The 26,797-nt window shown below is 64.4% G+C and carries 28 protein-coding genes and 1 pseudogene; 15 read left to right on the top strand and 14 right to left on the bottom strand.

Features of this window, described 5'->3' with window-relative positions; all coding sequences use genetic code 11:
• Positions 1-13: 13 nt before the first annotated feature.
• Together ACIPUD_RS30735 and rpsU are read right to left on the bottom strand one after the other, a co-directional pair.
• A complete protein-coding gene (locus ACIPUD_RS30735) occupies positions 14-664 on the bottom strand; it encodes a tetratricopeptide repeat protein (RefSeq protein ID WP_026232602.1) in 651 nt (216 codons plus the stop codon).
• Between the two features lie 125 nt (positions 665-789).
• Positions 790-1,104, bottom strand: a complete 315-nt coding sequence (gene rpsU / locus ACIPUD_RS30730) for a 30S ribosomal protein S21 (protein WP_007614218.1) — start codon at positions 1,102-1,104, stop codon at positions 790-792.
• Positions 1,105-1,364: 260 nt separating this feature from the next.
• Here rpsU and aqpZ point away from each other — a divergent pair, with 260 nt between their 5' ends.
• Positions 1,365-2,087 carry an aquaporin Z gene (gene aqpZ, locus ACIPUD_RS30725; protein WP_018453820.1) on the top strand — a complete coding sequence of 241 codons (723 nt, stop codon included), beginning with the start codon at positions 1,365-1,367 and terminating at the stop codon, positions 2,085-2,087.
• A 36-nt stretch (positions 2,088-2,123) separates the two neighbouring features.
• Here aqpZ and ACIPUD_RS30720 read toward each other — a convergent pair whose 3' ends face one another.
• Both ACIPUD_RS30720 and purE read right to left on the bottom strand, forming a co-directional pair.
• Entirely contained in the window at positions 2,124-3,230 is a 1,107-nt protein-coding gene (locus tag ACIPUD_RS30720; RefSeq protein ID WP_018453821.1) for a 5-(carboxyamino)imidazole ribonucleotide synthase, read from the bottom strand.
• Positions 3,227-3,715, bottom strand: coding sequence for a 5-(carboxyamino)imidazole ribonucleotide mutase (gene purE / locus ACIPUD_RS30715; RefSeq protein WP_007614214.1), 489 nt, complete (start codon positions 3,713-3,715; stop codon positions 3,227-3,229). Before purE ends, ACIPUD_RS30720 begins: the two co-directional genes overlap by 4 nt.
• A 141-nt stretch (positions 3,716-3,856) precedes the next feature.
• Between purE and ACIPUD_RS30710 the strand changes: the two genes are divergently transcribed.
• Complete coding sequence (locus ACIPUD_RS30710) at positions 3,857-4,618, top strand: GGDEF domain-containing protein (RefSeq protein WP_085384897.1); 762 nt, start codon at positions 3,857-3,859, stop codon at positions 4,616-4,618.
• Here ACIPUD_RS30710 and ACIPUD_RS30705 read toward each other — a convergent pair whose 3' ends face one another.
• The 3 genes from ACIPUD_RS30705 to ACIPUD_RS30695 form a co-directional block, all read right to left on the bottom strand.
• Complete coding sequence (locus ACIPUD_RS30705; RefSeq protein ID WP_007614211.1) at positions 4,619-4,870, bottom strand: hypothetical protein; 252 nt, start codon at positions 4,868-4,870, stop codon at positions 4,619-4,621.
• A gap of 22 nt (positions 4,871-4,892) precedes the next feature.
• Positions 4,893-5,111 (bottom strand): hypothetical protein, encoded by a 219-nt coding sequence (locus ACIPUD_RS30700; protein WP_007614210.1) that lies wholly within the window; start codon positions 5,109-5,111, stop codon positions 4,893-4,895.
• Between the two features lie 119 nt (positions 5,112-5,230).
• Positions 5,231-5,437, bottom strand: coding sequence for a YdcH family protein (locus ACIPUD_RS30695; RefSeq protein ID WP_007596255.1), 207 nt, complete (start codon positions 5,435-5,437; stop codon positions 5,231-5,233).
• Between the two features lie 69 nt (positions 5,438-5,506).
• Between ACIPUD_RS30695 and ACIPUD_RS30690 the strand changes: the two genes are divergently transcribed.
• Positions 5,507-5,653: a hypothetical protein gene (locus ACIPUD_RS30690; RefSeq protein WP_240543946.1), complete on the top strand. Its 147-nt coding sequence runs from the start codon at positions 5,507-5,509 to the stop codon at positions 5,651-5,653.
• A gap of 111 nt (positions 5,654-5,764) precedes the next feature.
• Positions 5,765-5,944 carry a YdcH family protein gene (locus ACIPUD_RS30685; protein WP_007596254.1) on the top strand — a complete coding sequence of 60 codons (180 nt, stop codon included), beginning with the start codon at positions 5,765-5,767 and terminating at the stop codon, positions 5,942-5,944.
• A 167-nt stretch (positions 5,945-6,111) separates the two neighbouring features.
• On the opposite strand, the gene ACIPUD_RS30680 is transcribed toward ACIPUD_RS30685, so the two are convergent.
• The gene (locus ACIPUD_RS30680; protein ID WP_018453826.1) at positions 6,112-7,215 is read right to left on the bottom strand and encodes an NAD(P)/FAD-dependent oxidoreductase; all 1,104 of its coding nucleotides are present in this window, start codon (positions 7,213-7,215) and stop codon (positions 6,112-6,114) included.
• A 202-nt stretch (positions 7,216-7,417) separates the two neighbouring features.
• On the opposite strand from ACIPUD_RS30680, the gene ACIPUD_RS30675 reads away from it, so the two are divergent.
• From ACIPUD_RS30675 to ACIPUD_RS30650, 6 genes are all read left to right on the top strand, one after another.
• Complete coding sequence (locus ACIPUD_RS30675) at positions 7,418-10,105, top strand: sensor domain-containing protein (RefSeq protein ID WP_085395158.1); 2,688 nt, start codon at positions 7,418-7,420, stop codon at positions 10,103-10,105.
• A 137-nt stretch (positions 10,106-10,242) separates the two neighbouring features.
• Positions 10,243-11,700, top strand: coding sequence for a glycerol-3-phosphate dehydrogenase (locus ACIPUD_RS30670; protein WP_446482194.1), 1,458 nt, complete (start codon positions 10,243-10,245; stop codon positions 11,698-11,700).
• 75 nt (positions 11,701-11,775) lie between these two features.
• On the top strand, positions 11,776-12,945 hold the full coding sequence (locus ACIPUD_RS30665; RefSeq protein ID WP_204512207.1) for an ABC transporter ATP-binding protein: 1,170 nt from the start codon (positions 11,776-11,778) through the stop codon (positions 12,943-12,945).
• Positions 12,942-13,856: an ABC transporter permease gene (locus tag ACIPUD_RS30660; protein WP_018453830.1), complete on the top strand. Its 915-nt coding sequence runs from the start codon at positions 12,942-12,944 to the stop codon at positions 13,854-13,856. The genes ACIPUD_RS30665 and ACIPUD_RS30660 overlap by 4 nt, the downstream gene beginning before the upstream one ends.
• A 4-nt stretch (positions 13,857-13,860) precedes the next feature.
• Entirely contained in the window at positions 13,861-14,673 is an 813-nt protein-coding gene (locus tag ACIPUD_RS30655; RefSeq protein WP_018453831.1) for an ABC transporter permease, read from the top strand.
• A 91-nt stretch (positions 14,674-14,764) separates the two neighbouring features.
• Positions 14,765-15,199 carry a DUF6622 family protein gene (locus tag ACIPUD_RS30650; RefSeq protein ID WP_446482169.1) on the top strand — a complete coding sequence of 145 codons (435 nt, stop codon included), beginning with the start codon at positions 14,765-14,767 and terminating at the stop codon, positions 15,197-15,199.
• Here ACIPUD_RS30650 and ACIPUD_RS30645 read toward each other — a convergent pair.
• The 4 genes from ACIPUD_RS30645 to ACIPUD_RS30630 all read right to left on the bottom strand — a co-directional run bounded on the left by ACIPUD_RS30645 (position 15,174) and on the right by ACIPUD_RS30630 (position 20,493).
• On the bottom strand, positions 15,174-16,025 hold the full coding sequence (locus ACIPUD_RS30645; RefSeq protein ID WP_018453833.1) for a carbohydrate ABC transporter permease: 852 nt from the start codon (positions 16,023-16,025) through the stop codon (positions 15,174-15,176). The genes ACIPUD_RS30650 and ACIPUD_RS30645 overlap by 26 nt on opposite strands.
• Complete coding sequence (locus tag ACIPUD_RS30640) at positions 16,022-16,894, bottom strand: carbohydrate ABC transporter permease (protein WP_018453834.1); 873 nt, start codon at positions 16,892-16,894, stop codon at positions 16,022-16,024. The genes ACIPUD_RS30645 and ACIPUD_RS30640 overlap by 4 nt, the downstream gene beginning before the upstream one ends.
• 76 nt (positions 16,895-16,970) lie before the next feature.
• Positions 16,971-18,356, bottom strand: coding sequence for an ABC transporter substrate-binding protein (locus ACIPUD_RS30635; protein ID WP_018453835.1), 1,386 nt, complete (start codon positions 18,354-18,356; stop codon positions 16,971-16,973).
• Positions 18,357-18,564: 208 nt separating this feature from the next.
• Positions 18,565-20,493 (bottom strand): AsmA family protein, encoded by a 1,929-nt coding sequence (locus tag ACIPUD_RS30630; RefSeq protein WP_162496341.1) that lies wholly within the window; start codon positions 20,491-20,493, stop codon positions 18,565-18,567.
• Positions 20,494-20,782: 289 nt separating this feature from the next.
• Between ACIPUD_RS30630 and ACIPUD_RS30625 the strand changes: the two genes are divergently transcribed.
• The 3 genes from ACIPUD_RS30625 to ACIPUD_RS30615 are packed head-to-tail and all read left to right on the top strand — an operon-like array spanning position 20,783 to position 22,814.
• Complete coding sequence (locus ACIPUD_RS30625; RefSeq protein ID WP_085349162.1) at positions 20,783-21,490, top strand: CoA transferase subunit A; 708 nt, start codon at positions 20,783-20,785, stop codon at positions 21,488-21,490.
• A 15-nt stretch (positions 21,491-21,505) separates the two neighbouring features.
• Positions 21,506-22,156: a CoA transferase subunit B gene (locus ACIPUD_RS30620; protein ID WP_007596236.1), complete on the top strand. Its 651-nt coding sequence runs from the start codon at positions 21,506-21,508 to the stop codon at positions 22,154-22,156.
• Between the two features lie 22 nt (positions 22,157-22,178).
• Positions 22,179-22,814, top strand: a complete 636-nt coding sequence (locus ACIPUD_RS30615; protein WP_446482168.1) for a GNAT family N-acetyltransferase — start codon at positions 22,179-22,181, stop codon at positions 22,812-22,814.
• A 13-nt stretch (positions 22,815-22,827) separates the two neighbouring features.
• On the opposite strand, the gene ACIPUD_RS30610 is transcribed toward ACIPUD_RS30615, so the two are convergent.
• Positions 22,828-23,844, bottom strand: a complete 1,017-nt coding sequence (locus ACIPUD_RS30610; RefSeq protein WP_377829365.1) for an AraC family transcriptional regulator — start codon at positions 23,842-23,844, stop codon at positions 22,828-22,830.
• A 202-nt stretch (positions 23,845-24,046) separates the two neighbouring features.
• On the opposite strand from ACIPUD_RS30610, the gene ACIPUD_RS30605 reads away from it, so the two are divergent.
• Positions 24,047-24,667 carry a response regulator transcription factor gene (locus tag ACIPUD_RS30605; RefSeq protein ID WP_085349165.1) on the top strand — a complete coding sequence of 207 codons (621 nt, stop codon included), beginning with the start codon at positions 24,047-24,049 and terminating at the stop codon, positions 24,665-24,667.
• 167 nt (positions 24,668-24,834) lie between these two features.
• A complete protein-coding gene (locus ACIPUD_RS30600; RefSeq protein ID WP_446482167.1) occupies positions 24,835-26,511 on the top strand; it encodes a mucoidy inhibitor MuiA family protein in 1,677 nt (558 codons plus the stop codon).
• A 162-nt stretch (positions 26,512-26,673) separates the two neighbouring features.
• Here ACIPUD_RS30600 and ACIPUD_RS30595 read toward each other — a convergent pair.
• A pseudogene (locus ACIPUD_RS30595) lies at positions 26,674-26,797 on the bottom strand (IS481 family transposase); the annotation flags it as partial.

The following is a 26,797-nucleotide window of genomic DNA, read 5'->3' as shown; positions in this document are numbered from 1 at the left end:
TGCGCCAGACTCGTCAGCCGCCGACGCGGGCGAGGCCGCTGCGGGCGGCGTCGTCGCGTGGGCGAAGCGAGACCGCCTTGGTGTAGGACGCCGCCGCCTTGGTCCTGTCGCCCAGCCGTTCATAGGCTTGCCCGCGTATGGTCCAGACTTGGGCATTGTGGGGATCGGCCTCGGAAGCCTCATCCAGATCGGCCGCGGCCTCCTTGACCTTGCCGACGGCGAGATAACTGGTGGCGCGGCCGAGCAGCGGCTCGACCTTCTGCGGGTTAAGGCCGCTCGCGGCACTGAAATCGGCGATGGCGAAGTCGTGCTGGTTCTTGCCCTGGTAGATCAGGGCGCGGCCATAGAGCGCCTGCGCGTTGTACGGATCGAGTCCGACCGCGTGATTGAATTCATCGAGCGCGGCCGCCGTCTCGCCGGACTTTGCCAGAGCCTGGGCCTTTGCCGTATGGGCTTGGGCTTCGCTGACATTGCCGGCGCTGACCACGTTCTCAGCGGTCGTGGCCGCCTTGGGTGCCTCCTGCGGCTTCTCCTTCTCCGGCGTCAGCGACCCCAGGTCGAAGGAGCAGCCGCATAGCGAAATCCCCATCAAGGCCAGCGCAAACGGCTGCTGCAAGATCTGCCGTAGCCGCGCCAAGCCGCGCTTGGGGAGAGGGGAGGCCATCTACGGTTCGCTCGCGCTAGTGCCGCATCGGTAGTGCCCCATCCCAGCAAGGCACCGCTCACAAAACAATAACGCGGGCCAGGGGCCCGCGTCATCGAAAACTGAAATCTCTCAAGTCGGGTAAATCAGCGCGGTCCGCGCGGACCAGCACTTGCACCTGCGCCTGCACCCGGGCCGCCGCGACCGCCACGATCACCGCCGGGGCCAGCACCGAACACCGGCTTCGGCTTCATCGGCAGCAGGCCTTCGCGCTGCAGCTTCTTGCGGGCCAGCTTGCGTGCGCGACGCACGGCTTCGGCCTTTTCACGGGCCTTCTTCTCGGAGGGCTTTTCGTAGTGACCGCGGAGCTTCATCTCGCGGAAAATACCCTCGCGCTGCATCTTCTTCTTCAGCGCCTTGAGGGCTTGATCGACATTGTTATCGCGAACGAGAACCTGCACGCGGCATCCTCTTCAGTGGATCGGATTTGAATTCTGGTAAGTCAAAGGGGATGGCGAAACGCACAAGCCCTTAACCTTGAGGGCGCGGATGTATCAGACAAAACTTGGGATGTCCACCGGCCAAGCGGGTTTTCGGGCCAAGTTCAGCCATTAAATGAGGCAAAATACCTCTGTGCGGCCCTGATTTGGGAGATTTGACGCCAAGGGTGGGGCCGTTTCCGGAGCTTTGTTCCGGAATCTTTGAAAGCAGGGGACGACACATGGATATGAAGAAATACGCGGCCGAAGCTATCGGTACCTTTTGGCTCACATTCGCAGGTTGCGGAAGTGCGGTGATCGCAGCCGGCTTTCCGCAGGTTGGCATCGGTCTGGTCGGTGTCTCCCTCGCGTTCGGACTGAGCGTGGTCACCATGGCCTATGCGATCGGCCACATCTCAGGCTGTCATCTCAATCCGGCCGTCACTGTCGGTCTTGCCGCCGGCGGACGTTTTCCGGCCGGACAGATCCTGCCTTATGTGATTGCGCAGGTCGCCGGCGCGATCGTGGCCGCGTGGCTGCTCTACGTCATCGCAAGCGGAGCTCCCGGCTTCGACGTCAGCAAGGGGTTCGCGTCCAACGGGTACGATGCCCATTCTCCCGGCCAGTACAGCATGATCGTGTGCTTCCTCACCGAGGTGGTCATGACCATGATGTTCCTGTTCATCATCATGGGCGCGACTCACGGCCGCGCGCCCGCCGGCTTTGCGCCGCTGGCGATCGGGCTCGCGCTGGTGATGATCCATCTCGTCAGCATCCCCGTCACCAACACCTCCGTGAACCCGGCGCGTAGCACGGGGCCCGCGCTGTTCGTCGGCGGCTGGGCGCTGTCGCAGCTCTGGTTGTTCTGGGTTGCGCCACTGATCGGCGGCGCGCTGGGCGGGGTGATCTATCGTTGGCTCAGCGAAGAGCCCACTGGCGTCGTCGCGGGCGCGAAGACGGCATAACTGCAAAGCGGGATCGCGGCATGCGCCGCGGTCCCGTTATTTGCCGGTCGTGGGTCGCACTTCGGTGACATGTCCCATCTTGCGGCCCGGACGCGGCGCGCCCTTGCCGTAGATGTGCACCGTTGCGCCCGCGACGCTCAGCCACTTGTCATATTCGTTGATCTCGTCGCCGATCAGATTGGTCATGGTGACGACTTCGCCGTGGCGCACGGGCTTGCCGAGGGGCCAGCCGGCAATGGCGCGGATGTGCTGCTCGAACTGCGAGACGGACGCACCGTCGAGCGTCCAATGTCCGGAATTGTGCACGCGCGGAGCGATCTCGTTGACCAGCACCTTGGGTCCGGTGCCGTTGGCGAGCACGAACATCTCGACGGCAAGCACGCCGACATAATCGAGCGCGCCCGCGATCTTGCCGGCGATACTGCGCGCTTCCTCGGCGAGCACGTCCGGGATCCGGGCGGGCGCACGGGAGATCTTCAGGATGTGGTCGCGGTGCTCGTTTTCGGTGACGTCGAAACACTCGACCTGGCCCGTGGCCGAGCGGGCGGCGATCACGGAAATCTCACGCTCGTACGGCACGAAGGCTTCCAGGATGGCCGATTTGGTGGCGAGACTGGTCCACACTTTCGCGACGTCGTCGCCCTCGCGGATGATGGCCTGGCCCTTGCCGTCATAGCCGAAGCGACGGGTCTTCAGCACCGCCGGAAGGCCGATCCTGGCGATCGCCTCGCGCAATGACGGGACCGAGGTGACGTCGGCGTAGGCTGCGGTGCCGATGCCCAGCCGCGTCACGAAATCCTTCTCGGCGAGCCGGTCCTGGGTGGTCTCGAGGATCTTGCGGTTGGGCAGCACCGGGCGGCGCGCATCCAGCACCATCGCGGCCGCGGACGGCACGTTCTCAAATTCGTAGGTGATGACGTCGACGTCGTTGGCGAACAGCTCGAGTGCTTCGACATCGGCATATTCGGCGCAGGTCGCATTCAGGACGACGTCGAAGGCCGGTGAGTCCGGATCGGGCGAGAACACCTGGCAGCGCAGGCCAAGCCGGGCCGCCGCCATGGCCAGCATCCGCCCCAATTGTCCGCCGCCGAGGATGCCAATGGTGTCGCCGGGCTTCAGCTTCACCTGCTTTGCGTCAGTCACGCCTTGTCCTCCGGGCGCTCGGCCACGGCCTCGGTCTGCGCCTTGCGCCAGGCGGCGAGGCGATCGGACAAGGCCGGGTCGGACAAGGCCAGCACGGCCGCCGCCAGCAACGCCGCATTGATGGCGCCCGCCTTGCCGATGGCGAGGGTGCCGACCGGGATGCCTGCGGGCATCTGGACGATCGAATAGAGCGAATCGATGCCCTTGAGCGTCCTGGATTCGATGGGGACGCCGAACACGGGCAATTCCGTCAGAGCCGCCGCCATGCCGGGCAGGTGGGCTGCGCCACCCGCGCCGGCGATGATGACCTTGTAACCAGCCGTCTTGGCGCCTTTGGCGAACGTAAACAGCCGGTCGGGGGTGCGGTGGGCCGAAACGATGCGGGTGTCGGCGGCAACGCCGAGCCCTGCGAGCGTGTCGGCGGCATGCCGCATCGTGTCCCAGTCCGACTGGCTTCCCATGATGATGGCGATCGGCGCGGTCATGACGTGAATTGTTCTCGAAAAACAGAAAGATAGGCCAGACTAAAGGTTCCGGCCGGTGGCTCGCAAGGCGGTGGCAAGGAGAAGGGAATGAACTATCCTGTCTTGGTGAATCCCCGCAAGCCTTCATTGAGCAGGATGCCCATGAAGAAACCAAAAAGGGCAAGCGCTGCGAAGGCCAAAAAGGGCCCGAAGGCCAGTGCCGGCCGCTCCAAAGTTGCTCTCAAGCGTCCGGCCAAGCGTCGGATCAAGGGTCCGGCGCGGCGTCCGACCAGGCCGTCGCAGCGGGCAGCGTCTGCCGATGACGGGGCCAAAGCGGCCATCGAGCCGGCCATCAACGCGACCATCCGCGAGCTCCGGAGCAAGCTCAGGGGGGCGCTGCGGCGGGTCGCGGAGCTCGAGGCGGCTGCCGACACCGATTTCCTGCTCGAAATTCCGAACCGGCGCGGCTTCGAACGCGAGCTCGCCCGCGCCGTCGCCTACATGAAGCGCTACCGCGCCAGCGGGGCGCTGATCGTGCTCGACGTCGATCGGTTGAAGCCGATCAACGATTCCTTCGGCCATGCGGCCGGCGACGAGGTCCTGAAGGCGATTGCCACCACGCTGACGCGGCAGATCCGCGCTTCGGACGTGGTCGGCCGGCTCGGCGGCGACGAGTTCGCGCTGCTGCTCTGGAATCTCAGCGAGACCGACGCCAAGGCGAAGGCCGCGGCTTTCGAGCAGGCCATCGACGAATTGTCCTTTGTCTTTCGCGGCCAGCACGTGAGCGCGGGCGCTTCCGCCGGCGTCGCCCTGCTCGGAGTGCAATCCGACGCCACGCGCGCCCTGGAGGAGGCCGATGCCGCGATGTATGTGCGCAAGGCGCACCGGCGGCACGAGCCGCACATCAGGCTCGTCAGCAGCTAGTTAAAGCGTGCCGAGGTCTTTCGGTACGTCGCCGAAGCTGCGGAGCAGTTTTGCGTCCCCGAATTCGCCGGTCATGGGATCGCCGCTGCGGCTGAACGCGACCGCGCCGGTGTGGCCGGCGCCGTGCGACATAATCTCGGCGCGCCGTAGCGCGGCCGCCGCGCTCTGGCATTCCTCGGCCGCACCCGCGACCGGCGATCCGTCCTCGTCGGTCAGGAAAGGTAATGCAACGTAATAGGTGACATCGGACATGGTCGGCTCCGATAGCTGACAGTCAGGCGGCGCTGCTCTTGCTCCGCATCTTGCTGCGCGAGGTCTCCGGAATGCAGCCTGCGGAAACCGCCGCCTGCAATTCTTCCAGCTCGGCCTCCAGATATTCATTGGCCATGATCAGCGCCTTGATGGTGCTGCGCAGATTGCCGTCGCACATCGCGATCGCCTGATCGCAGGCTTGTTCATAATGGCTGTTGTCGAGAAGGGCGGTTGCCGACATCTGCATTTTCCTTAGACGGTTTCCCCGGGGGTGTTGGGTGCTCAAATGTTCTTATTTTGTTCCTTTCGAGTCAAGCGGATTTACGTGCGGCGGGGCCGCCGTAAAGTTCTACCCGTGGATCAGGCGATGATGTCGGGCGTGATCTGGTCTTCGATGAACGCGATACGGTCACGCAACAACAGCTTGCGTTTCTTCAACCGCTGTAACCGCAACAGGTCGGGGGCGGGCGATTGATGCAGTGCATCGATCGCCACATCGAGATCTCGGTGTTCCTGGTGCAACCGGGCGAGCTCGGATTCGAGTTCGCGCGCATCTTCATTGGTCATGTCTGCGGTGGCCGAAAAACCGATAGGCGTGAGATTAAGGCTGTGGATGCCCTGTGGAAACTATCGTCCTTGCGCGCCGTGATCGCAAGCGATCTCGGGCTGTCGCGCGCCGATCTCCCGCGAGATATTTCTGCGGTCGCTCCGGCGTTGCGCAAGCGCATTGATATCACGGATTTTTCCCGCGTTGTTCCCTTACTCACGCTTCGTTACATATGAATTTCTAAAAATGACAGCGCGACGACTGATATCCATCGACAGAACAAATCGGTGATGTACACTTCCTCGTCCGGTCGAATCCAAGGTTCACCCCTACCGAGGAGGTTTCGAATGACAATTCAGGCACATCTGGTTGAATTGGAACGGAAGCACAAAACTCTCGAAAACGAATTGCACGAAGCTCTCGTGCACCTTTCAACAGACGACCTGCAAATTGTTGAGTTGAAGCGCCGGAAGTTGATGGTCAAGGACCAGATCGAGCGTCTCAGGCACGGCGACACGCTCCACTAGTAACCCCGTAACAGCGTAGAGTTGATCGCACCCTTTCAGGCAGGGATGGGAGCCTTTGCGCTCATCCCTGCTGCAAGGCGCGCAGCGTGCAAGGATTTGCGCGGCTCCAGCGTCTTGTCTGGACGCAGTTCTTTACGCGCAACCGGAATCCAATTCGCTTTAAACCACTAGATGTTTGCGAGCTCGGCGACGTGATCCGCGATCGCGAGCGATGACGTCAATCCGGGCGACTCGATGCCGAACAGATTGATCAGGCCTTCGACGCCGTGATCGCGCGGGCCCTGCATCAAGAAATCCTGCGTGGCCACCGCCGGCGGCACGATCTTCGGGCGGATGCCCGAATAGCTCGGCATGAGAGCACCGTCAGGCAACGTCGGCCAGTATTTGCGGATCGCCGGGTAGAAGCGCTCGGCGCGTGACGGGTCGACCTCATAGTCGATCGTCTCGATCCACTCGACGTCAGGGCCGAAACGGGCCTGCCCGGCCATGTCCAGCGTCAGATGCACCCCTAGGCCACCGGGCTCGGGCACCGGATAGATCAGGCGCGAGAACGGCGCCCTAGCATTGCAGCTGAAGTAGTTTCCCTTGGCGAGGTAGGCCGTCGGGATCCGTTCCAGCGGCATGCCCTCGATGTTGCGCGCCACGGTGGTCGCCGAGAGCCCGGCGGCGTTGACGAGGAGGCTGCATTGCAGCGTCATCGGCGCTTCGCCGCCCGCCTCGATCTCGATGACGCCGGCGGTCGCCTTGGCACGGATCAGCGGGGTGTGAAACGCGAAGGCCGCGCCCGCGTCCTCGGCTTCGCCGCGCAGCGAGAGCATGTAGGCGTGGCTGTCGATGATGCCGGTCGACGGCGACAGCAGCGCGGCGTCACAGGCGAGCGCCGGCTCCAGCGCACGTGCCGCATCACCCGTGAGCAACTGCATGTCGAGCACGCCGTTGGCCTCGGCATGCGCCTTGATCGATTGCAGCTTCTCGGTCTCTTTCGGATTGGTCGCGACGATCAGCTTGCCGCAATTCCTGTGCGGGATGCCGCGCTCGGAACAGTAACGATAGAGCGCGTGCTTGCCGTCGACGCACATGCGCGCCATCCAGCTTCCGGCGCGGTAGTAGATGCCGGCATGGATCACCTCGCTGTTGCGCGAGGAGGTGATGGTGCCGATGGCCTCGGCTTGCTCGAGCACGATCACCTCGCGCCCGGCTTGCGCCAGCTTTCGAGCCACCGCGAGCCCGATCACGCCGGCTCCGATGACGACGCAGTCCACCCTATCCATGGTCGTGCAGGACGTCCGCTCGAAGCGACGATGGCCCCACGCCTGGGGAGGGCGGCGCGGGGGCTTTTTCCGTTAAGGAAGCATTTATCATGTCAGGGCAATTGCCGTATTTGATGCCACATTGTTCCGTTGCGCGTACAGGCGTTTACCCGATCCAAACTCGCGAGGCCAGACAATCCGACGTTGAAATCGCGGGTGGCTGATGGCGGAGAAGAACTGGCACGCGGGCAGCGCGCTTCCGATTGCGGTGCAGGCCGTCGTGTGCCTGGCCGCAGCGGTCGCGCCTGCACGCGCCTTTGCCCTTTCCGACAGCTTCGCCCCGCCGAGCTATCTCGGCGAGCTCAATCCCAACGTGATCTGGGAAGCCCTGATCGCGGGCGTCGTGATCTGCTCGTTCCTCATCGCGATCGCGCTGTGGATCCATTCCTCGCTGCGCCGGACCAGGCGTCTGCAGCTGCGGCGCAATGCCTTCGTCTCCTCCGCCATGAACAATCTCAACCAGGGCGTGGTGATGACGGATGCGCAGCGGCGCGTCATCTTCTGCAACGACCGCTATATCGAGATTTACGGCCTGGCGCGGTCGGATCTCTGGGCCAACATGAACGGCTACGAACTCCTTGAGCTGCGACGCAAGCGCGGGGTGCTCGGCGCCGCCTCCAACGAGGAGTTCTACGAGAAGGCGGCAAGCACCAACGGCTTGATCACCGAACTGCCGGACGGGCGGGCCATCCTCGTGAAATATTTCGTGCTGCCCAACGGCGGCTCGGTGACGACGCATCTGGACGTCAGCGAGCAGCGCAGGCTGTCGCGGCAGCTCGCCTCCACCAAGCAGTTCCTGGAAACGGTGCTGGACAACGTGCCGGCCTGCGTGGCCGCAAAGAACATCGAGGATGGTCGCTACATCTTCGCCAACAGCGCCTATGAGCGGTTCTGGGGCTTCTCGCGCGACCATGTCGTCGGCAAGAACGCGCGCGAGCTGTTTGCGCCGATCTCGGCGGACAGCATCGAGGCGACCGACCGCACGGCACTCGATTCGCCGGACGGCCAGTTTCGCAACGAATTCGAGGTCGACCGCGCCGGTGAGCGACGCATGGTTGCCTCGATCCGGATCGTTGTCCGCAACGAGAGCAACAAACCCGAATTCCTGATGCTCGTGTTCGAGGACATCACCGATCGCCGCTCGCTGTCGAAGGAGCTGGAGAGCACGAAGAAGTTCCTCGAGCTCGTGGTCGACAACATCCCGGTGGCCCTAATCGTCGAGCAGGTCAAGGACGGCCGCTACCTGCTCGCCAACCGCAGCGCCGAGACGATCCTCAACCGCAGGCGCGAGGAAGCCACGGGCCTGACCGCGTCCGACATCTTCAATCCCAAGGAAGCCAAGCTGATCATCGCGCGCGACGAAGCCGCGATCAAGAAGCGTGGGATGATCACCGAAGAGCACCCGATCTCCACCAAGGACGGGCTGCGGCTGTTCCTCACCCGCCGTGCCACCGTGCTGAGCGACACCGGCGAGCCGCAATATCTGATCAAGACCCACGAGGACGTCACCGATCGCCGGCAGACCGAGTCGCGCATGGCGCACATGGCCTATCACGACGGCCTCACCGATTTGCCGAACCGTGCCGCTTTCCTGCAGGCGTTGACCCAGATGATCGAGGCCTGCGAGGGCACCGGCGAGGAGTTCGCGGTTCTGTGCGTCGATCTCGACGGTCTCAAGGAGGTCAACGACGTCTTCGGTCATGCGCACGGCGACAAGCTACTGGTCGAGGTGGCCCAGCGGCTCCAGGACTCCGCGCGCGGCGGCGTGGTGGCGCGCCTGTCCGGCGACGAGTTCGGCCTGATCATCGACGGTAAGCAGCCGGATGCAGGTCTCGCGCTGGCGCAGCAGATCGGTGATGCCGTCGCTAAGGAATTCCAGATCGACGGCCGCCCGGTCCGCGCCGGCGTCACCACCGGCATGTCGATCTTCCCGCACAACGGCGCCGACGCCGCCTCGTTGCTCGCCAATGCCGGCGCGGCGCTGTTCCGCGCCAAGCAGAAGTCGCGCGGCACGATCAGCCTGTTCCAGCCGGAGATGGACCAGCAGATCCGCGATCGCCGCGTGCTGCACCAGGATCTCTCGATGGCGATCAAGAACGGCGAGCTCTCGCTCGCCTTCCAGCCGCAGGGAGCAGCGGGCCACAGCGTCGCCGAGAGCGAGATCATCGGCTTCGAGGCGCTGGCGCGCTGGCAGCATCCGGTGCGCGGCCAAGTCTCCCCGGCCGAATTCATCCCGATCGCGGAGGAAAGCGGCCTGATCGTCGAGATGGGCGAGTGGATCCTGCGCGAAGCCTGCCGCGAGGCCGCGTCCTGGCCGAAGCCGCTTCAGATCGCGGTCAACCTGTCGCCGGCGCAGTTCATGCACGGCGACGTGGTCGGGCTCGTGCATTCCATCCTGCTCGAGACGGGTCTCGCACCCGGTCGGCTCGAGCTCGAGATCACCGAGGGCGTGCTGATCGAGGACTTCGATCGCGGTCTGGCGCTCCTGCGCCGGCTCAAGGCGCTCGGCGTGCGCATCTCCATGGACGATTTCGGCAGCGGTTATTCCTCGCTGAGCTATCTCCAGGCGTTCCCGTTCGACAAGATCAAGATCGACCGCGCCTTCATCATCAATCTCGGCCGCAACCCGCAATCGGCGGCGATCGTGCGCGCGGTGATCGATCTCGGCCATGGCCTGGAAATGTCGATCGTCGCCGAGGGCGTCGAGACGCTGGAACAACTCGCCTTCCTCGCCGCGGAAGGCTGTGACGGCGTGCAGGGCTATCTGCTCGGCAAGCCACTGCCGATCGGGAAATATGCCGGCCTCGTCGGTCGTGCCGAAGTCATGGAGCTTGCGCTCAAGACCGGCTAGAGCGTTTTTCGAGCGCAGCGGATGCGGGTTCGCGTCAAGAAAACGCGCCAAACCAGAATCTAGAGCCCCGTTCCGATTTCATCGGAAGGGAAATGGCTCTAGAGATGGCGAGCGTTTCGCTCCCATTCGACGGCTTCATGGCGGATTACGATTTTGCGATCATCGGCGGCGGCCTGAACGGCGTCAGCCTCGCCCGCGATGCCGCCGGCCGCGGCCTGCGGGTCATCCTGTTGGAGCAGGGCGATCTGGGCGGCGCGGCGTCGTCGGCAACGCCGCGGCTGATCCACGGCGACCTGTCGGTTCTGGAACGGCGCGGCTTCCGCCGGGTGCGCCGGGCGCTCGCTGAGCGCCGGATCTGGCTCCGGATCGCGCCGCATCTGGTTCGGCCGATGCGCTTCGTGATCCCGGCGCATTCCGACGAGCGCCCACCATGGCTGCTGCGCGTCGGCCTGCTCCTCTACGACAGCCTCACCAGCCGGAGCGGCCTGCCTGCAACGGCGACCCTCGACATCACGCATCATCCGGTCGGCAACGCGCTGAAACGACCATTCGGCACGGCCTTCGAATATTCGGATTGCGTCGTCGACGATTCCCGACTGGTGGTGCTCACGGCACTGGATGCGGCCGAGCGCGGCGCCGTGATTCGGACTGGAGCGCGCTGTGTGCGCGCCGATCGAACCGACACATGGCGGCTCGCGGTGGTCGACCGCGGCCATCGTCGCACGATCACGGCCCGGGCACTGGCCAACGCCACCGGCGGCTGGACGTCGATGGTCGCCGAGACCGTGCTGCGGCAGCCGCAACCCGCCGTGGCGGCGATGCAGATGAGCCAGATCATCGTCCCGCGATTGTTCGATTCCGATAACGTCTACGTCTTCCAGAACAGCGATGGCCGGCTGATCTTGGCGAGTCCTATCGCGCGCGATTTCACCCTGATTGGAACAGTCACGCACGATTTCACCGGCGATCCTGCGATCGTCGCGATGCGGGGGGCCGACGTCAGCTATCTCTGCGAAGCGGCCAGTCGCTATTTCCGCGAGCGCGTTGCCCCGACCGACGTGGTGCGCGCGGTCTCCGGCGTCAACCTGACGCTGGCGTCCGCGCGCGGGCGTGATGGCACGACGCTGTTCGACGCGCGACGGCGCAAGGCGCCGCTGATCACGATGTTTGGCGGTGACGTCACCACCTCGCGCCTGCGGGCGGAGCGCGCGGTGACGAAGTTGACGCCGTTCTATCCGATGTCGCCGCCCTGGACCGCAGGCGCGGCGCTGCCGGGCGGAGATTTTGCCTGGGATCGTTTCGACACCGAGGCCGATCTTGCGCGTGACCGCTGGCGCTTTCTCTCGGAGGCGCAGGCCCAACGCCTCGTCGCGGCCTATGGCTCGCGGCTATCGGCTGTGCTTGCCGAGGCGAAGACCCGGGACGATCTCGGCCCCGCCTTCGGTCCCGAACTGACCGGGGCCGAGGTGCGCTATCTCATGACCCACGAATGGGCGCGTTTTCCCGAGGACATCCTGTGGCGCCGCTCCAAGCTCGGCCTGACGATGTCAGCGGGGGAATGCGATGCGCTGGCTGCGTTCATGGCGAATGCGTGAACGAACGGCCTCTAACCGGTTGAGTGAGGGACGATCGGCCGCTAGCGTGCGGCTTGATTGGGGTTGGCAGGAACCATGACTGACGAGTTGCCCAGAACAGACGCGGCTGCGGCTGCGGTCGGAGAGACGCAGTTCGCGGCCGGCGAGCCGTTGCTGCGCATCGAGGGCGTCGCCAAGACGTTCGGGACGTTCCGGGCCGTCGATGGCGTCTCGCTCGACATCAAGGCCGGCGAGTTCTTTGCGCTGCTCGGGCCCAGCGGCTGCGGCAAGACCACGCTTCTGCGCATGCTCGCCGGTTTCGAAGCGCCGGATCAAGGGCGCATTCTGCTCGGCGGCAAGGACATCGCGCAGGCGCTGCCGCATGAGCGGCCGATCAACATGATGTTCCAGAACTACGCGCTGTTTCCGCACCTGTCGGTGCGCGACAACATCGCCTTCGGCCTGAAGCGCGCCGGTATGGCGCGCGCAGACATCGCCACGCGTGTGGCGGAGATGGTTGCGCTGGTGAAGCTCGACGGACTCGAGAAGCGCAAGCCCGACCAGCTCTCCGGGGGACAGCGCCAGCGCGTGGCGTTGGCGCGTGCACTGGCGCGACGCCCGCAGCTCCTTCTGCTCGATGAGCCGCTCGCAGCGCTGGACAAGAAGCTGCGCGAAAGCACCCAAGGCGAACTGATGGAGCTTCAGCGCCGGCTCGGCATGACCTTCATCATCGTCACCCACGACCAGGAAGAGGCGATGACGATGGCGAGCCGGATCGGCGTGATGAGGGACGGCAGGCTGGCGCAGGTCGCGAGTCCCCGCGAACTCTACGAGGCGCCACGCTCGCGCTGGATCGCGGAGTTTGTCGGCGACATCAACCTGTTCGACGCCAAGTCCAAATTGCGCGACGGTCATCGTCTGGTCATAGGCACGCGCGATGCGGGACCGCTGGTGGTGGCGGAGCCGCGCGAGCCGTTCGGTGAGGTCAGATTATCGGTTGCGATCCGCCCCGAGAAGGTCAAGCTGTCGCGCCGTGGGCCGGCGAGGGAGGCCGGTCATGAGACGGCGATCAACCAGCTGGACGGCGTGATCGCCGACATCTGCTATCTCGGCGGCACCACCACTTACAAGGTGAAGCTCGAGGCCGGCGGGACGGTGCAGGCGTCGGTCGCCAACAGCGCGCGCCTTGACGTCGACGCCTACAGCGTGGGCCAGCCTGTCGTCGCCTGGTTCACGCCCGACGACTGCGTGGTGCTGCCGTCATGAGCGGGCGCCGCATTTTTGCGCGACCGGCTCACTTTGCCGCGATCGCGCCCTATGTCTGGATGGTGCTGTTCTTCCTGGTGCCGTTCGGCTTCGTGCTGAAGATCAGCCTGTCGCAGACGGCGATCGCGCAGCCGCCTTACGAGCCGGTGTTCGACCTGATGGCGGGATGGGGGGCGCTGAAGGCCGCCTTTGCCGCGCTGTCGATCGACAATTTCAGGCTGCTCGTCTCCGACGATATCTACGTGTTCGCCTATGTGCGTAGCCTCACCGTCGCCGTCACCGCGACCGCGCTGTTGCTCCTGATCGGCTATCCCATCGCCTACGGCATGGCGCGGCTGCCGGCGCGCTGGCAGGCCGTGGCGATGGTGCTGGTGATCGTGCCGTTCTGGACCTCGTTCCTGATCCGGATCTATGCCTGGATCAACATCCTCCAGCACGACGGCCTGCTCAACCAGATCCTGCTGGCGCTGCATCTGGTTAGTCAGCCCGTGGTGTGGCTCTCCACCGACAGCGCGATGTATATCGGCATCGTCTATTCCTACCTGCCGTTCATGATCCTGCCGCTCTACGCCACGCTGGCCAAAATGGAGCCGGTGCTGGAGGAGGCCGCCTCCGATCTCGGCGCGCCGCGCTGGCAGGTGTTCTGGCTCGTCACCTTCCCGCTGTCGCTGCCCGGCGTCGGCGCCGGCGTGCTGCTGTGCTTCATCCCCATCGTCGGCGAGTTCGTCATTCCGGATCTCCTGGCCGGCTCCAATGCGCTGATGATCGGCCAGACCTTGTGGCTCGAATTCTTCACTAACAAGGACTGGCCGGTCGCCTCCGCCGCGGCCATCGTGTTGTTGGTGGTGCTGCTGGTCCCGCTGCTGCTGTACGAACGGCTGCAGAAGCGGCAGCTGGAACAGGGGCGGTGAGGCGATGCGCAAGGTCTCCCGTCTGTCCCGCTTCAACGTCGCCTCGCTTTCGCTGGGTCTGGCCTTCCTCTATCTGCCGATCCTGATCCTCGTGATCTATTCCTTCAATGCCTCGCGGCTGGTGACGGTGTGGGGTGGCTGGTCGCTGCGCTGGTATCACGAGTTCTTCAATGACCGCGCCATGATCGAGGCGGCCTGGATGAGCCTGCGCGTCGCGGTTTCGTCGGCAACCATTGCGACCCTGATCGGCACGCTCGCCGCCGTGGCGCTGTCGCGCGGCGAGCGGTTTCGCGGCCGCACCCTGTTCTCCGGCATGCTCTATGCGCCGCTGGTGATGCCGGAGGTGATCACCGGACTGTCGCTGCTGCTGCTGTTCGTGGCGCTAAACGCGGAGCGCGGCTTCTGGACGGTGACGATCGCCCATACCACGCTGACGATGTGCTTCGTCGCCGTCGTCGTGCAGTCCCGCCTCGGCTCGCTCGACCGCTCCTTGGAAGAGGCCGCGATGGATCTCGGCTACGACCCCCTGCGCGCGTTCGTGGCCGTAACGCTGCCGCTGATCGCGCCTGCGATCGTCGCGGGCTGGATGCTCGCCTTCACGCTGTCGCTGGACGATCTCGTGATCGCGAGCTTCACCACCGGCCCCGGCTCGGCGACGCTGCCGATCCGGATCTATTCGGAAGTGCGGCTCGGAGTGAAGCCCGAGATCAACGCGATCTGCACGCTGGTGATCGCCTTGATTGCTGTTGTCATCGTCATCGCCTCGCTCGCCTCGAAACTGTCGAGCTCGCAGGGCGAGAGCGCGGCGCCGCTATAACGGGAGGCGATGATGACGTTTGCCTATCAGGTCCTGGTGCATACGCCGCTCTGGGTCTGGACCTTGCTCGCCTAGGCAGGGCATCAAGGCGATGCAGCCGCGCAAGACGCCGGTCTGGCGTGCGCTGATCGTTCCGATCGTATTCATCGTCTGGGGCATTTCGCGGATTGGCTTCGGACAGCAGGATAGCGCGTGGCCGCTGGTTGTCTGGGGCGGGGCCGCATTGGTGTTGTTGCCGATCGGCGTATTAACGTCGCGTCCGTTCGACGTCGATCACAAGACAGGCGAGATCATCCGCGCGGGTGGCGCCTTTGCGCTGATCCGCAACCTCGTCATATTCTCTCTGCAGTATGCGGTCGGCGTGATCTCGACGGTCGATGCGAGCGACCGTGCACTCGCACTCGTCGTCGGCCGCGCGATTTCGGGCGCGACCGCGGGCTATTTCATCGGCTCGACGATCGCGCTGCTGGTTGCCTACCAAAGAAAGCGCGCCGTGGATCTCAGGACTTCACCGCACCGGCCGTGAGCCCGCCCACCATGTAGCGCTTGAAGGCGTAATAGACCGCGGCCGGCGGCAGCGCGTAGATGAAGCCGGTGGTCATCAACAGCTCCCACGGCGAGTCGTCGGCGGCGAGGAAGTTGCCGAGCGCGACCGGCAGCGTGATATCGGTGTCCTTGGACAAGAGCAGGAACGCGTAGAGATATTCGTTCCAGGCCAGCAGCACGGCATAGGTGCCGATCGCGACCAGCGAGGGCATCATCAGCGGCACATAGACCAGGCGGAACAGCTGCAGCGTGGTCGCGCCGTCCATCACGGCGGCCTCGTCGAGCTCGACCGGCAGCTTGTCGGACGCCTGCTTCAGCACCCAGATCGCGTAAGGCGAAGCGATCGTCACCATCGCCAGGATCAGCGACCAGTGATTGTTGAGCAGGCCGTAGTTGCCCATGGTGCGGTACATCGGCACGGCGAGGAACGCCGCCGGGATGAAGTAGGTGAACAGCGCGAGATTCATCACCCAGCGGCCGCCCGGCGCCTTAAGCCGCGAGATCGAGAATGCGGCGGCGGTCGCGACGAACAAGGTCAGCGCGCCTGCGGCCAGCGCGATCACCGTCGAGTTCCAGAACTGGATCCAGAAGTCTCGCAGGAAATAGTGCTCTTGGTAGAACACGATGTGAAAGTTGTGCAGCGTCGGATGATCCGGCCACAGCTTGCCCGAGAACGCGTCCTCCTTGGGCGAGATCGCGAACAGGAACATGTGGTAGATCGGAATCATGGTCCAGATGAAGACCGGGATGCCGATCAGCAGGAGCTTGGCTTCGGTGCCAACTTCGCGGAGGGTGGGAAGCTTCATCGCGACAACCGTTTCATCATGAAGTATATCAGCGGCAGCACGAGCGGTATCGCGCAGACGATAGAGGCCATCGCAAGCGAGAGCTGGTCGAGCCGGAGATAGCGGATGCCGAGTGTCGACAGCACGTGCGTGAGGTCGGCCGGCCCGCCGCCAGTGAGCAGATAGACGCTGTTGAAGTCGCCGAGCGTCCAGATCATCGAGAGCAGCGTGCAGGTGACGTAGAGCATCTGCATCGACGGCCAGGTGATGAAGCGGAATTTCTGCCACGGACTGGCGCCGTCGACCTCGGACGCCTCGTACAGATCCTGCGGGATCGCGAGCCGCCCGGTCAGCAGGATCAGCGTCCAGAACGGCAGCGACTTCCAGATATGCACGGCGATCGCCATGGTCAGCGCGACCGTCGGATCGTTCAGCCAGTTCGGCCCGTCATCGCCGGTGAGAGAGAAGATGAAATGGTTGACCATGCCCCATTCGGGATTGAGCATGAAGCGGACCGACAGGATGGTCGGGATCGACGGCACCGCCCAGGGCAGGATGAAGATCACCGACAGCCATTTGATCCAGGGGCGCTGCTGGGCGAAGAAGCCGGACAGGAACAGCGCGATCAGCATCTTCACGTTGATGCCGATGACCAGGAAGATCAGCGTGTTGACCGCGGCGCGCGCGAAGATCGGGTCGTTGTACAGCGCGACATAGTTCGCCGGACTGCGCGCCAGCCACAGGCCGTAGCCGACGGGATAGACGACGAAGGCCAGGAAGACGAGTAGATAGGGCACAAGCAGCAAGATGCCCCAGACCTGCTGCGTGGTCAGGCGCGCCGACAGGGGAGGGGCCGGAATTGTGTCTGAGCCGGAAAGTGTGATCGCCATATCGCATACCCACCGAAAGCAACCGGTCGCGGAGAGCCGCGACCGGTATTAGCATATACCTTATTGCAGTCCGAGATCAGCCCGCGACCGCCTTGATGCGGGCGATCAGCTCGTCGACCGCCTTGTCCACCGGCACCTTCTCGCTGACCACGCGGTTCATCGCCTTGGCCCAGACGTTCTCGTTGTTCAGGATGGTGAACTTCCAGTTCTTGGTGAAGTCGAACGCGGCGGTGCCGCCCTTGAACTGCGAGTAGACCGCCTTGCGATGCCGGTCAGCCTGCCAGAACGGGCTCTCTTGGCTTTCCTTCGTCACCGGGAACCAGCGGCCGAGCGCACCCTCGATATAGGGCCGGACGTTCTCCTCCTGGAGCAGGAAGGCGATGAACTGCTTGGCCTCGGCCTTGTTCTTGGCCACGGAGAAGACCAGCCCGGTCTTGACGTCCGAGCGGTAGCGGATCGTCGAACCGTCCGGAGCCTTCGGGAAGGACGCGGTGATGATGTCCTCGCCATAGGCCTTCTTGCCGGCTTCGCGCTGCTCGGGCGTGAGCGTCTGGTTCTGGGAGTCCTCGAACCATTTCGCCGCGATCGAGATCGTGAAGTTGTGGGTCATCACGATGGTCTTGTTGTGGAAGGCGACGTTGTTGTCGGGATCCTTCCAGGTCGTCGAGGACGGCGGGGTGCAGCCCTTGATGTAGGTGTCGGTGTAGTCCTTCATCGCCTTGATCAGGTTCTCGCGGACCTTGGGATCGTCGACCGTGAGCTTGCCGTCGTCGTCGACCAGCTTGACGTGATAGGCATCCATGAAGGTGTAGAACGACTGGAAAGCGTCGGTGGATTCCACGCCCATCGGCTGGCCGACGCCGTAGACGCGCTGGCCGGTCGCCTTGCGGATCCCCGGTTGCACCTTGTCGCACCAGAATGTCCAGTAGCCTTCCCAGTCGGTCGGGATGTCGGCGAGCTTGAAGCCGGCCTTCTCAAGCATGTCGTTCCAGATCTCGACATGCATGCTCTGCTGCTTCAGCGGGAAGCCGTAATAGGCCTTCTTCTTGGTGACGTCGTTATAGAGGATCGACGCATCCAGCGTGTTCTGCACGAACCGATCCTTGATCGGCTCCATGATGTCTGAGAGGTCCTCGAGCCTGCCTTCGTAGGCCCACTTGCCCTGGACCTGCACGTCGTAGGTGTCGGAATAGGCAACATCGGGCACGGTGCCTGAATCGAGTGCGGCGACCGTCTTCGGAATCATGTCCTGGATCGCGTACTGCGACAATTCGACCTTGATGCCGGTCTTGGCTTCGAACTTCTTGATTGTCTCGAGCAGCGCGTCGTCTTCGGAGCGGTAGAAGCCCTTGCCCCACCAGACCGTAATCGTCTTCTGCTGCGCAAATGCGGGTGCAGCGGCTGCAAACAGCCCGGCCGCAGCGACCGCCAGTGATACTGCGCCAATAACCTTGGATTTCACGTTTTTCTCCCTCAAACGGCCGGTGTTTTTAACCGGTCGTATAAAACACTAGCGCATGGCCGTGATACGATCTAGCGGCTTGTTGTCAGACATAGGTCGTGGGGGTGTCGGGCGAGAGGGATGCTTAACGTGCGCATCGATCCAATCGCCGCATCAATTCGCCCTGATCAATTCGCGCCGATCTGCTGGCGCCGCTTGATCGCCGTCCTTAATTGGACTTCGCGCCTTCCTTGGCGTTCTCCGCCGTCGGCGCTTCGGCCGGTGCGGGACGTTTTCCGGTGCCGGTGATGCGCTCGATCGCGGAGCGCACCGCGTCGCCCGGCTTGCGGTCTTTCAGCATGTCGAGCAGGGGCGCAGAGGCCGGCGAACGGCGGATCAGGCTTTCCGGATCGGGGAAGACGAGGGGGTCGTCCCAGGGGCCCTGCACCACGAAGGGCAATTCGAACCCCGACGCGCTGTTGAGGCTGGCCACGCCCTTCATGTCGTATTCGCGCGTCGGCACCGAGGCGGTACCGGTCATGGTGATCTTCGCCGCCGGTCCTTCGACGCGGATGTCCTCGGCGGTGGCGACGCCGTCGGAGAACTTCACCGCGATGGTGAGATTGTCGTAAGGGGTAGAGCCGTTGCGGAAATTGCCGCCGCCGGACAGCGGCCGCCGCTCGAGCCGCTTCAGGAGCTGCTCGGCATTGAAGCCCGCGATCGCGCCGTCATGCCCGGTCACTGTGGCGCTGCCGTCGAGCGACTGCACGAGGCCGAACGGGCTCGAGCCGGACGCGAGGAGCGAGACGTTGATGTTGCCGCGCCCGGACAGCTTGTTGATGCCGAACAGCTCGGAGGCGCAGGCCTGAAGGTCGACGTCGGTGAACTGGAATTGCGCCTTGATGTCGGCGACGGTGTCGGAGCGCGCGATGCCGAACGAGCCCTTGGCGATGCCGCCATAGACCTGGGCCTCGCCGACCGAGAGCGCCAGCGTGCCGTTGCGGAGATTCGCGCCGATCGCGGTGCGGCCGAGTTTCGATGTCCCGACCGTCAGCTTGGCGGCCGACAGGCGCATGTCGAGGTCGGTGGTCGACAAGGCGTTGAGATCGAACAGCTGCCTGTTCCAGTCGCGCGCGCCGCTCGCGAGCAGGCGGAAAGTCGAGATATAGGGGGTGAAGTCGAGCGCGTCGGCTGCGAGCGTCGCCTGCAGCGTCTGCCGGCCGTTATTGGCGTAGGTCATCACGCCCTCGGCGGTGTTGCCGTCGAGCTCGACATTGACATTGGTGAGCGCGATGGACGCGCCGACAACATTGGCCCGCGCCTTCAGCGCGAAGCGGCCGAAGCCGCCGCTGGCGGGCTGCGGTTGGCCGGTCCAGCGTAGCGCGTTGCGCAGGGACGGGCTGTCGATGGTGAGCGTGCCCTCCATCATCGGGCTGGTGCGGTTGGCGACGCTGCCGTCGAAGGCGAGCTTGAGCGGCGCGCTCGCGATCCGCGCCTTCAACCCCGAGCGCTCGCCGGAGAGGGCGGCGACGAAATCGGAAAAGCTGATCGAGCCGTCGACCCGTTCGCCGCGCCAGTCGAACTGTCCGGTCGCGGCGAAGGAGCGCGAGATCGAGGGCCAGGCCAGCGACAGGTCGATGTCCTCGAGCTTCTCGGTGCCGTGCGTGGCAGCGTCCTCGTAATTGAGCACGCCGTCCTGGATCCGGATCTCAGAGAACGACACTTGATTCTCGGCGCCGGGCTTCATGGTGCGCGCGATGGTCTGGATGAACGGTGTCCAGTTGCTTTCACCGTCCGGCTTCAGGCTGACATGGATGCGCGGCCGCAGCAGCGTCAGGTCGGCGATCTCGAACCGTTGCAGCAGCAGCGGCAGCAGCCGCAGGTTCGCGGTGAGAACGTCGACATGGAGCGCGGGATCGCTGGTGCCGCCGCCCTTCAGCCCGACGTCATGGAAGGAGATGTAGCTTGCCGGCAGCACCGAAATGTCGATCGCGCCTGCGACGTTGACCTCGAGTCCGGTGACGTCGCGGATCTGCGTTTCCACGGCCTTGCGCAGTGCGTCGCGGTTGATGAGCCATGAGGTCGCGATCAGGGCGATCAGCGCCACGCCGAGCAGCGCCGCGATCGGCGTCCCGAGGCGCTTCATTCCTTGGGCCATGGTCAATGGCATGTCCTGATCGAGTTGGTCGCTGGAGCCAGAAGGCGGGCCGGGAAACCTGCGCGCCCCACGCCCAAGACCTATTGTGTTAAGTGCCCCAACTTGATGGGTTTTCTTGTCGCTTTCAAGGCCGCGGGAACGGTTGCTCCCACGGCTTGGGCAGCTTCTATCACCCAGGGGCGGAGCGGAGAACCCCGTATCATTGACGGCTTCGGACGATTTCGCCTAATAATCGCCGCCACTAAGGCGCGACGCCTGCAAGCCGAAGGTTCACTCGAAGGTAATTTGCATGAACAAGGTCTATCCCGACGCCAAGTCGGCTCTCGAGGGCGTTCTGAAAGACGGCATGATGATCATGTCGGGCGGCTTCGGCCTCTGCGGCATCGCCGAGACGCTGTCGGACGCGATCCGCGACTCCGGCGTCAAGGACCTGACGGTGGTCTCAAACAATGCCGGCGTCGACGGCATTGGCCTCAGCCGCCTGCTCGAAACCCGCCAGATCAAGAAGATGATCTCGTCCTATGTCGGGGAGAACAAGCTGTTCGCCCAGCAATTCCTCGCCGGCGAGCTGGAACTCGAATTCAATCCGCAGGGCACGCTGGCCGAGCGCATCCGCGCGGGCGGCGCCGGCATTCCGGCCTTCTACACCAAGACCGGCGTCGGCACGCTGATCGCCGAAGGCAAGGAAGTGAAAGAATTCGACGGACAGAAATACCTGATGGAGCGCGGCCTGTTCGCCGACCTCGCCATCGTCCATGCCTGGAAGGGCGACACCGCAGGTAACCTCATCTATCGCAAGACCGCGCGCAACTTTAACCCGATGATGGCGACCGCCGCCAAGGTCACGGTGGCCGAGGTCGAGCATCTGGTTCCGGCCGGCGAACTCAATCCCGACCACATCCACACGCCCGGTCTTTTCGTCAAGCGCATCGTCGAGGTCGGAACGGCCAAGAAGCGCATCGAATTCCGCAACACCCGCCCGCGCACGGCAGCTTGAGATCAGGAGACTAAGATGGCCTGGACCCGTGAACAGATGGCTGCGCGCGCCGCGAAGGAACTGCGTGACGGCTATTACGTCAATCTCGGCATCGGCATCCCGACGCTGGTCTCGAACTACATCCCGGACGGCATGGACGTCAGCCTTCAGAGCGAGAACGGCATGCTCGGCATGGGCCCGTTCCCGTACGAGGGCGAAGAGGACGCCGATCTCATCAACGCCGGCAAGCAGACCGTGAGCGAACTGCCGTCGACCTCGTATTTCTCGAGCGCGGATTCCTTCGGCATGATCCGTGGCGGCCACATGGATCTGTCGATCCTCGGCGCCATGCAGGTGGCCCAGAACGGCGATCTCGCCAACTGGATGATCCCCGGCAAGATGGTCAAGGGCATGGGCGGCGCGATGGATCTCGTCGCCGGCGTCAAGCGCGTGGTCGTGGTGATGGAGCATTCGGCCAAGGACGGTCCAAAGCTCCTGAAGCAGTGCAATTTGCCGCTGACCGGCGAGCGCGTGGTCGACATGGTCGTGACTGACCTGGCCGTCTTCACCATCGACAAGCACGGCAGCGGCGGCATGGCGCTGATCGAGCTCGCCGACGGCGTCTCGCTTGACGAGGTCAAGGCCAAGACCGAGGCCGAATTTCGCGTCGCACTGAAGAACACGTAAGGTTTTCGCGAAGGGGGCGCGCATGACGATACGGTCTGCGCGTCCCGAAGACGCCGATTTCATCGCACAAACCATCCTTTCATCGCAGCGCGGCTACCGGCCGCGCGGCTGGTTCGACGTTGCGCTCGGTTGGCCTGAAACACAGTGCCGCGAATTCATCGCGCACGTCGCAGCCGCTCGCGCGGTGTCGATGTGGCACGTCTCGCAATTTCTGGTCGCCGAGATCGATGGCAAGCCTGCTGCCGCCTTGTGTGCGCTACCGGCGGCCGGCACGGGACCAGCGGCTTGGCGTGCGATCGAGGAAGTCGCAGCCGCGTCCGGAATCGCCGCGGCAGAGCTGGAGGCCATCCGTCAACGCGGCGGCTACACCCGCGCCTGCTGGGTTCAGGGCGGCGAGGGCGATTGGATGATCGAGCATGTCGCGACCGATCCCGCCTATCGCGGCCGCGGCCTGGTGCAGTCACTGATCGCGCATGCGCTGGAGAAGGGGCGAGCGGCTGGATGTGCACGGGCGACAATATCGTTCCTGATCGGCAACGAGCCCGCCGAGCGCGCTTATACCAAGGCCGGCTTTGTCCTTGCCGAGGAGAAGCGCGATCCTGCCTTCGAGGCGATCATCGGTGCGCCGGGCTTTCGCATGTTCGCGCGGGCGATGTGATCGGTCTTGAAAATCAAGCCGCGGTTGCCGCCAATGGCCGGGCGCCTTTGCGCCATGCGGTGATGGTGCAGCCGAAATGGCCGCGAAACCAGCGGGCCATGGCGCTCTGTGCGGAGAAGCCGAGCTGCACGGCGATGTCGGCCAGCGGCCGGCCGGGGTCCTCGATGAGCTGGACCACGAGATCGGCGCGCTGCGCGTCGAGAATGGCCGAGAAGCTGGTGCCGGCTTCGGCGAGGTGGCGGTGGATGGTGCGCCGGGTGCAGGCGAGGTGTTCGGCGACGCGCTCGACCGTGCAGTCGCCGCCGGCGAGCAGGAGACGCACGACCTCGTCGACCTTCTCCTCCCAGCTTGCCGGCCGCGTCTCGATCGCCTCGATCCGCTTGCGCAGATAGCTCGCGATCAGCGGATGCGCGCTCGGGATCCGGCGCTCCATGTCGTGTGCCGACAACAGGATCGAATCGTCCTCCGCATTGAAGGTCACACGGCAGCCGTAGAACTCGCGGTAGCGCTTGCGGTCGCGTGGCGGCGGATAATGCAGGTGCACTTCCTGCGGCCGCCAATCGCTGCCGAACAGCGACTGGATGATGCGGTGGACGCTGCCGAGCGCCATGTCGATCGACTGGCGCGGCGCGGCCGGCTGCCGGCCGCGCAGGTGCAGCGTGACGCTGACGGTCTGCTTGTCGCGGGTGACGTCCAGCTTCATGCCGTCGTGATGGATCGGGATGAAGCGCGAGAAGGCTTCGATGGCTTCACCAACGGTCGCCTGTTCGCGCACGATCAGGCCGACCGCGCCGAAATTGGTCAGCCCGCCGCGTTCAGCAAGCCGCAAGCCGAAATCTTCGGCGCCGGACGCCTCGGCCGACAATTCGAGCAGACGGCGGAGACCGGTGACGGCAATGGGCGTGTCGGGCTTGTCGAGGCAGGCCAGCGGCAGCCTGACCTTGCGCATCATGTGTTTGGGGTCGAGCCCGACCGACCGGGCGACCTCCGGGTAATAGCTCAAGCCCGCGCTGCGAATGAGGTCGGTCATGCGACCCGTTCCTGCCTGACATCCCGCAGATGTCCCGAAATGTAAAGTTTCTGTCCCGATCCGTCAAATCCGGGAACTGGGTGGAACATACATAAGTAAAACCGAAGCACGGGCGTGAATGCCGTGCATATGACGGCGCGGCGCGACGAGGCCCCGCTGCCGTCTCGGACCATTTGACCCAAGACATTGCTGGATCGGAATTATGCCGGGGGACATGCTTTCCAAGGGTGAGGTATTCGTCATCGACACCGATGCCGCCTCCCGCGAACAACTTTCCACCGCGCTTCAACAAAGCGCATACAACGTGATCTGCTTCGCCGACGGCGCGTCTCTGCTCTCGGAGGCCAAGGCGCGGATGCCGGCCTGCGTGCTGCTGGAGATGCCGGCCGATCGCTCCGGTCTCGACGTGCTCAAGCGCCTGCGCGAGGAAAACTGCATGGCGCCGGTGCTGGTGACCGCGACAAACGGCAGCATCGCCATGGCGGTGGATGCCATCAGGAGCGGTGCGGCCGACTTCATCGAGAAGCCGTTCCGCACCCGCGACATCATCGACCGGATCGATGCCGCCATCGACGAGTTCGCACAGCCCGGCTCCAGCCGGCAGCGCTGGCTGCCCGGCTGCGAACCCCTGACCACGCGAGAGGGCGACGTGCTCGAGCATCTCGCCGCCGGCCTGACCAACAAGGAGATCGCCCGGCGCATGCATCTGAGCGCACGCACGGTCGAGGGCTATCGCGCCGGCATCCTGAGGAAGGCGGGCGCCAAGAACGTCACCGATCTGCTCCGCCGCATCTTCGGGCAGGGTTCGTCCGCTCAGGATTAAGCGCTCCGTCGCGGGCTGACGACACGTTCCGGGCCTTGCTGCCGCCGCGGCGGGCCCCACGGAAACCCCAATCGAACCAGTTCCTTCCCTGCCGCGTCCAACCATGTTGGCGAGGCATTGGATCGCGCGTCCGGCTGGTGGCGGCGATGACTTGGAGGAGGGACTTGATGCGCATCACCGCAAAATGTTTGGCAACGACGAGCCTGGTTCTGGTGACTACGGCATTCGCGTCGTCGTCATGGGCCGCCGAATTGGACGCCACATCGGCGATCGATACCGTCACGGTTTACCCCGATGGCGCGACCGTCACCCGCGTCATCGCGGTGGACCTGCCGTCTGGTGACTCGACGCTCATTGCCAAGGACTTCCCGCTTGGTCTCGACACCTCCTCGATCCGGGTGGAGGGTGAGGGGGGAGCGAAGCTCACCATCGGCACGATCGATGCGCGAACGCCGCGTGCGGCGCCGGTCAATCTGCCGGAGCTGGACAAGCGCATCGAGGCGCTGAACGACCAACGCGCCGACCTGCAAGGCGCGATCGACTCGGCCAATGCGCGGCGCAAATTCGCGGAGCACTTTGCGGAAGCGTCGCCTGCGGGCATCGGCGACAAGGGCGAGGCGCGGCCGATTGCCGAATGGCGCACGGCATTTGCCACCGTCGGCGAGGAAATTGCAAGCGCCGATACCGCCGTTCGCGACGCCACGCGCAAGATGCGCGAGATCGATCGGCAGATCGCCCAGCTCGAAGTCGAGCGGAAGGCCAAGCCGCCGAGCAAGCTCGAAGTCCGCATGGACATCGCCGCGCCGGCGGCTACCAAGGCGACGTTGAGGGTCACCTACAATGTGCGCAATGCGCGCTGGCTGCCGCTCTACGACGCCCGCCTCGACACCGGCGCGAAGGATCGCAAACCACAGCTCGAGCTTGTCCGCCGTGCCGAAGTCACGCAATCGACCGGCGAGGACTGGTCCAATGTCACGCTCGGCGTCTCCACGGTCCGCATCGGCCGCGGCGGCAGCGCGCCGGAGCTGAACTCGCTGGTCGCGCAGTATCCGCAAGTGCCGAAGCCGCGGGCGCTGGGTTCGCTTTCGGATTCGGCAGTGCCTGCGGCGGCGCCCATGCAGCAGCGAAAGATGGAAATTTCCGCGGCCAAGGCGGCCGACGATATCCGCGAGCGCGCCGAAGAACAGCAGGCGGTCGCCGAGATCGGCGACTTCCAGGCCACCTACAAAATTCCCGGCCGCGTCAGCCTCGGTGCTGCCGAGGGCGCCAAGAGCCTGCGCATCGCCTCGATGACAGTGCCCGCCGATCTCATGGTGCGCGCGGCACCGGTGATGGATCCAACCGCCTTCCTCGAAGCCAGCTTCAAGCAGAGCGACGACACGAGTCTGTTGCCGGGCAAGGTCGCAATCTATCGCGATGGAACCTTCGTCGGCCGCGGCAAACTCTCGGCTTCGGCCAAGGACGATATCGTGCGGCTCGGCTTCGGCGCCGACGACAAGGTCAGGATCGAGCGCGCGGTGCTCAAGCGCAACGAAGGTTCGGCCGGTCTCCTGGTCACGACGTCGAAGACCGACGAGCGCGCATTCAAGACGACGATCCGCAATGGTCACGACTTCCCGATCAAGGTCGCGATCGAGGATCAGTTGCCGGTCAGCGAGAACGAGGACATCCTCGTCGAGATGCTGCCTGCGACCACGCCGCCGACCGCAAGCAACATTCGCGACCGGCGCGGCGTGCTGGAATGGTCGTTCGACGCCAAGCCCGGTGAGGTCCGCGACATCAATTTCGCCTGGCGCGTTCGCTGGCCGAAGGACAAGAGCATGGTGATCGTGCCGGCGGGTTGATGTGCGGCGCCGAGGTGCGAGTTGTCTTTACCTCGTGCTCGCTCACTGTCCGTCATGTCCCGCCTAGTGCGCAGTTACGCACGAGGGCGGGGCATCTAGTACGCCGCGGCCTCACGATTTGATCGCTGGCGCCGCGGCGTACTGGATCGCCCGGTCGAGTGTTTAGACCGGAGACATAGCTGACGCCTGTTCGGACACATCACTGACAGTTTGGCTGCGCGTCAAGTCGATTGATCCGACCTGCCAACTGGCAAAGAAGATTCCGTAGCGGCCGTCGCGGTCGAGC

Source organism: Bradyrhizobium sp. CAR08, from assembly GCF_052871955.1.
This window is presented reverse-complemented; position numbering and strand designations above follow the sequence as displayed.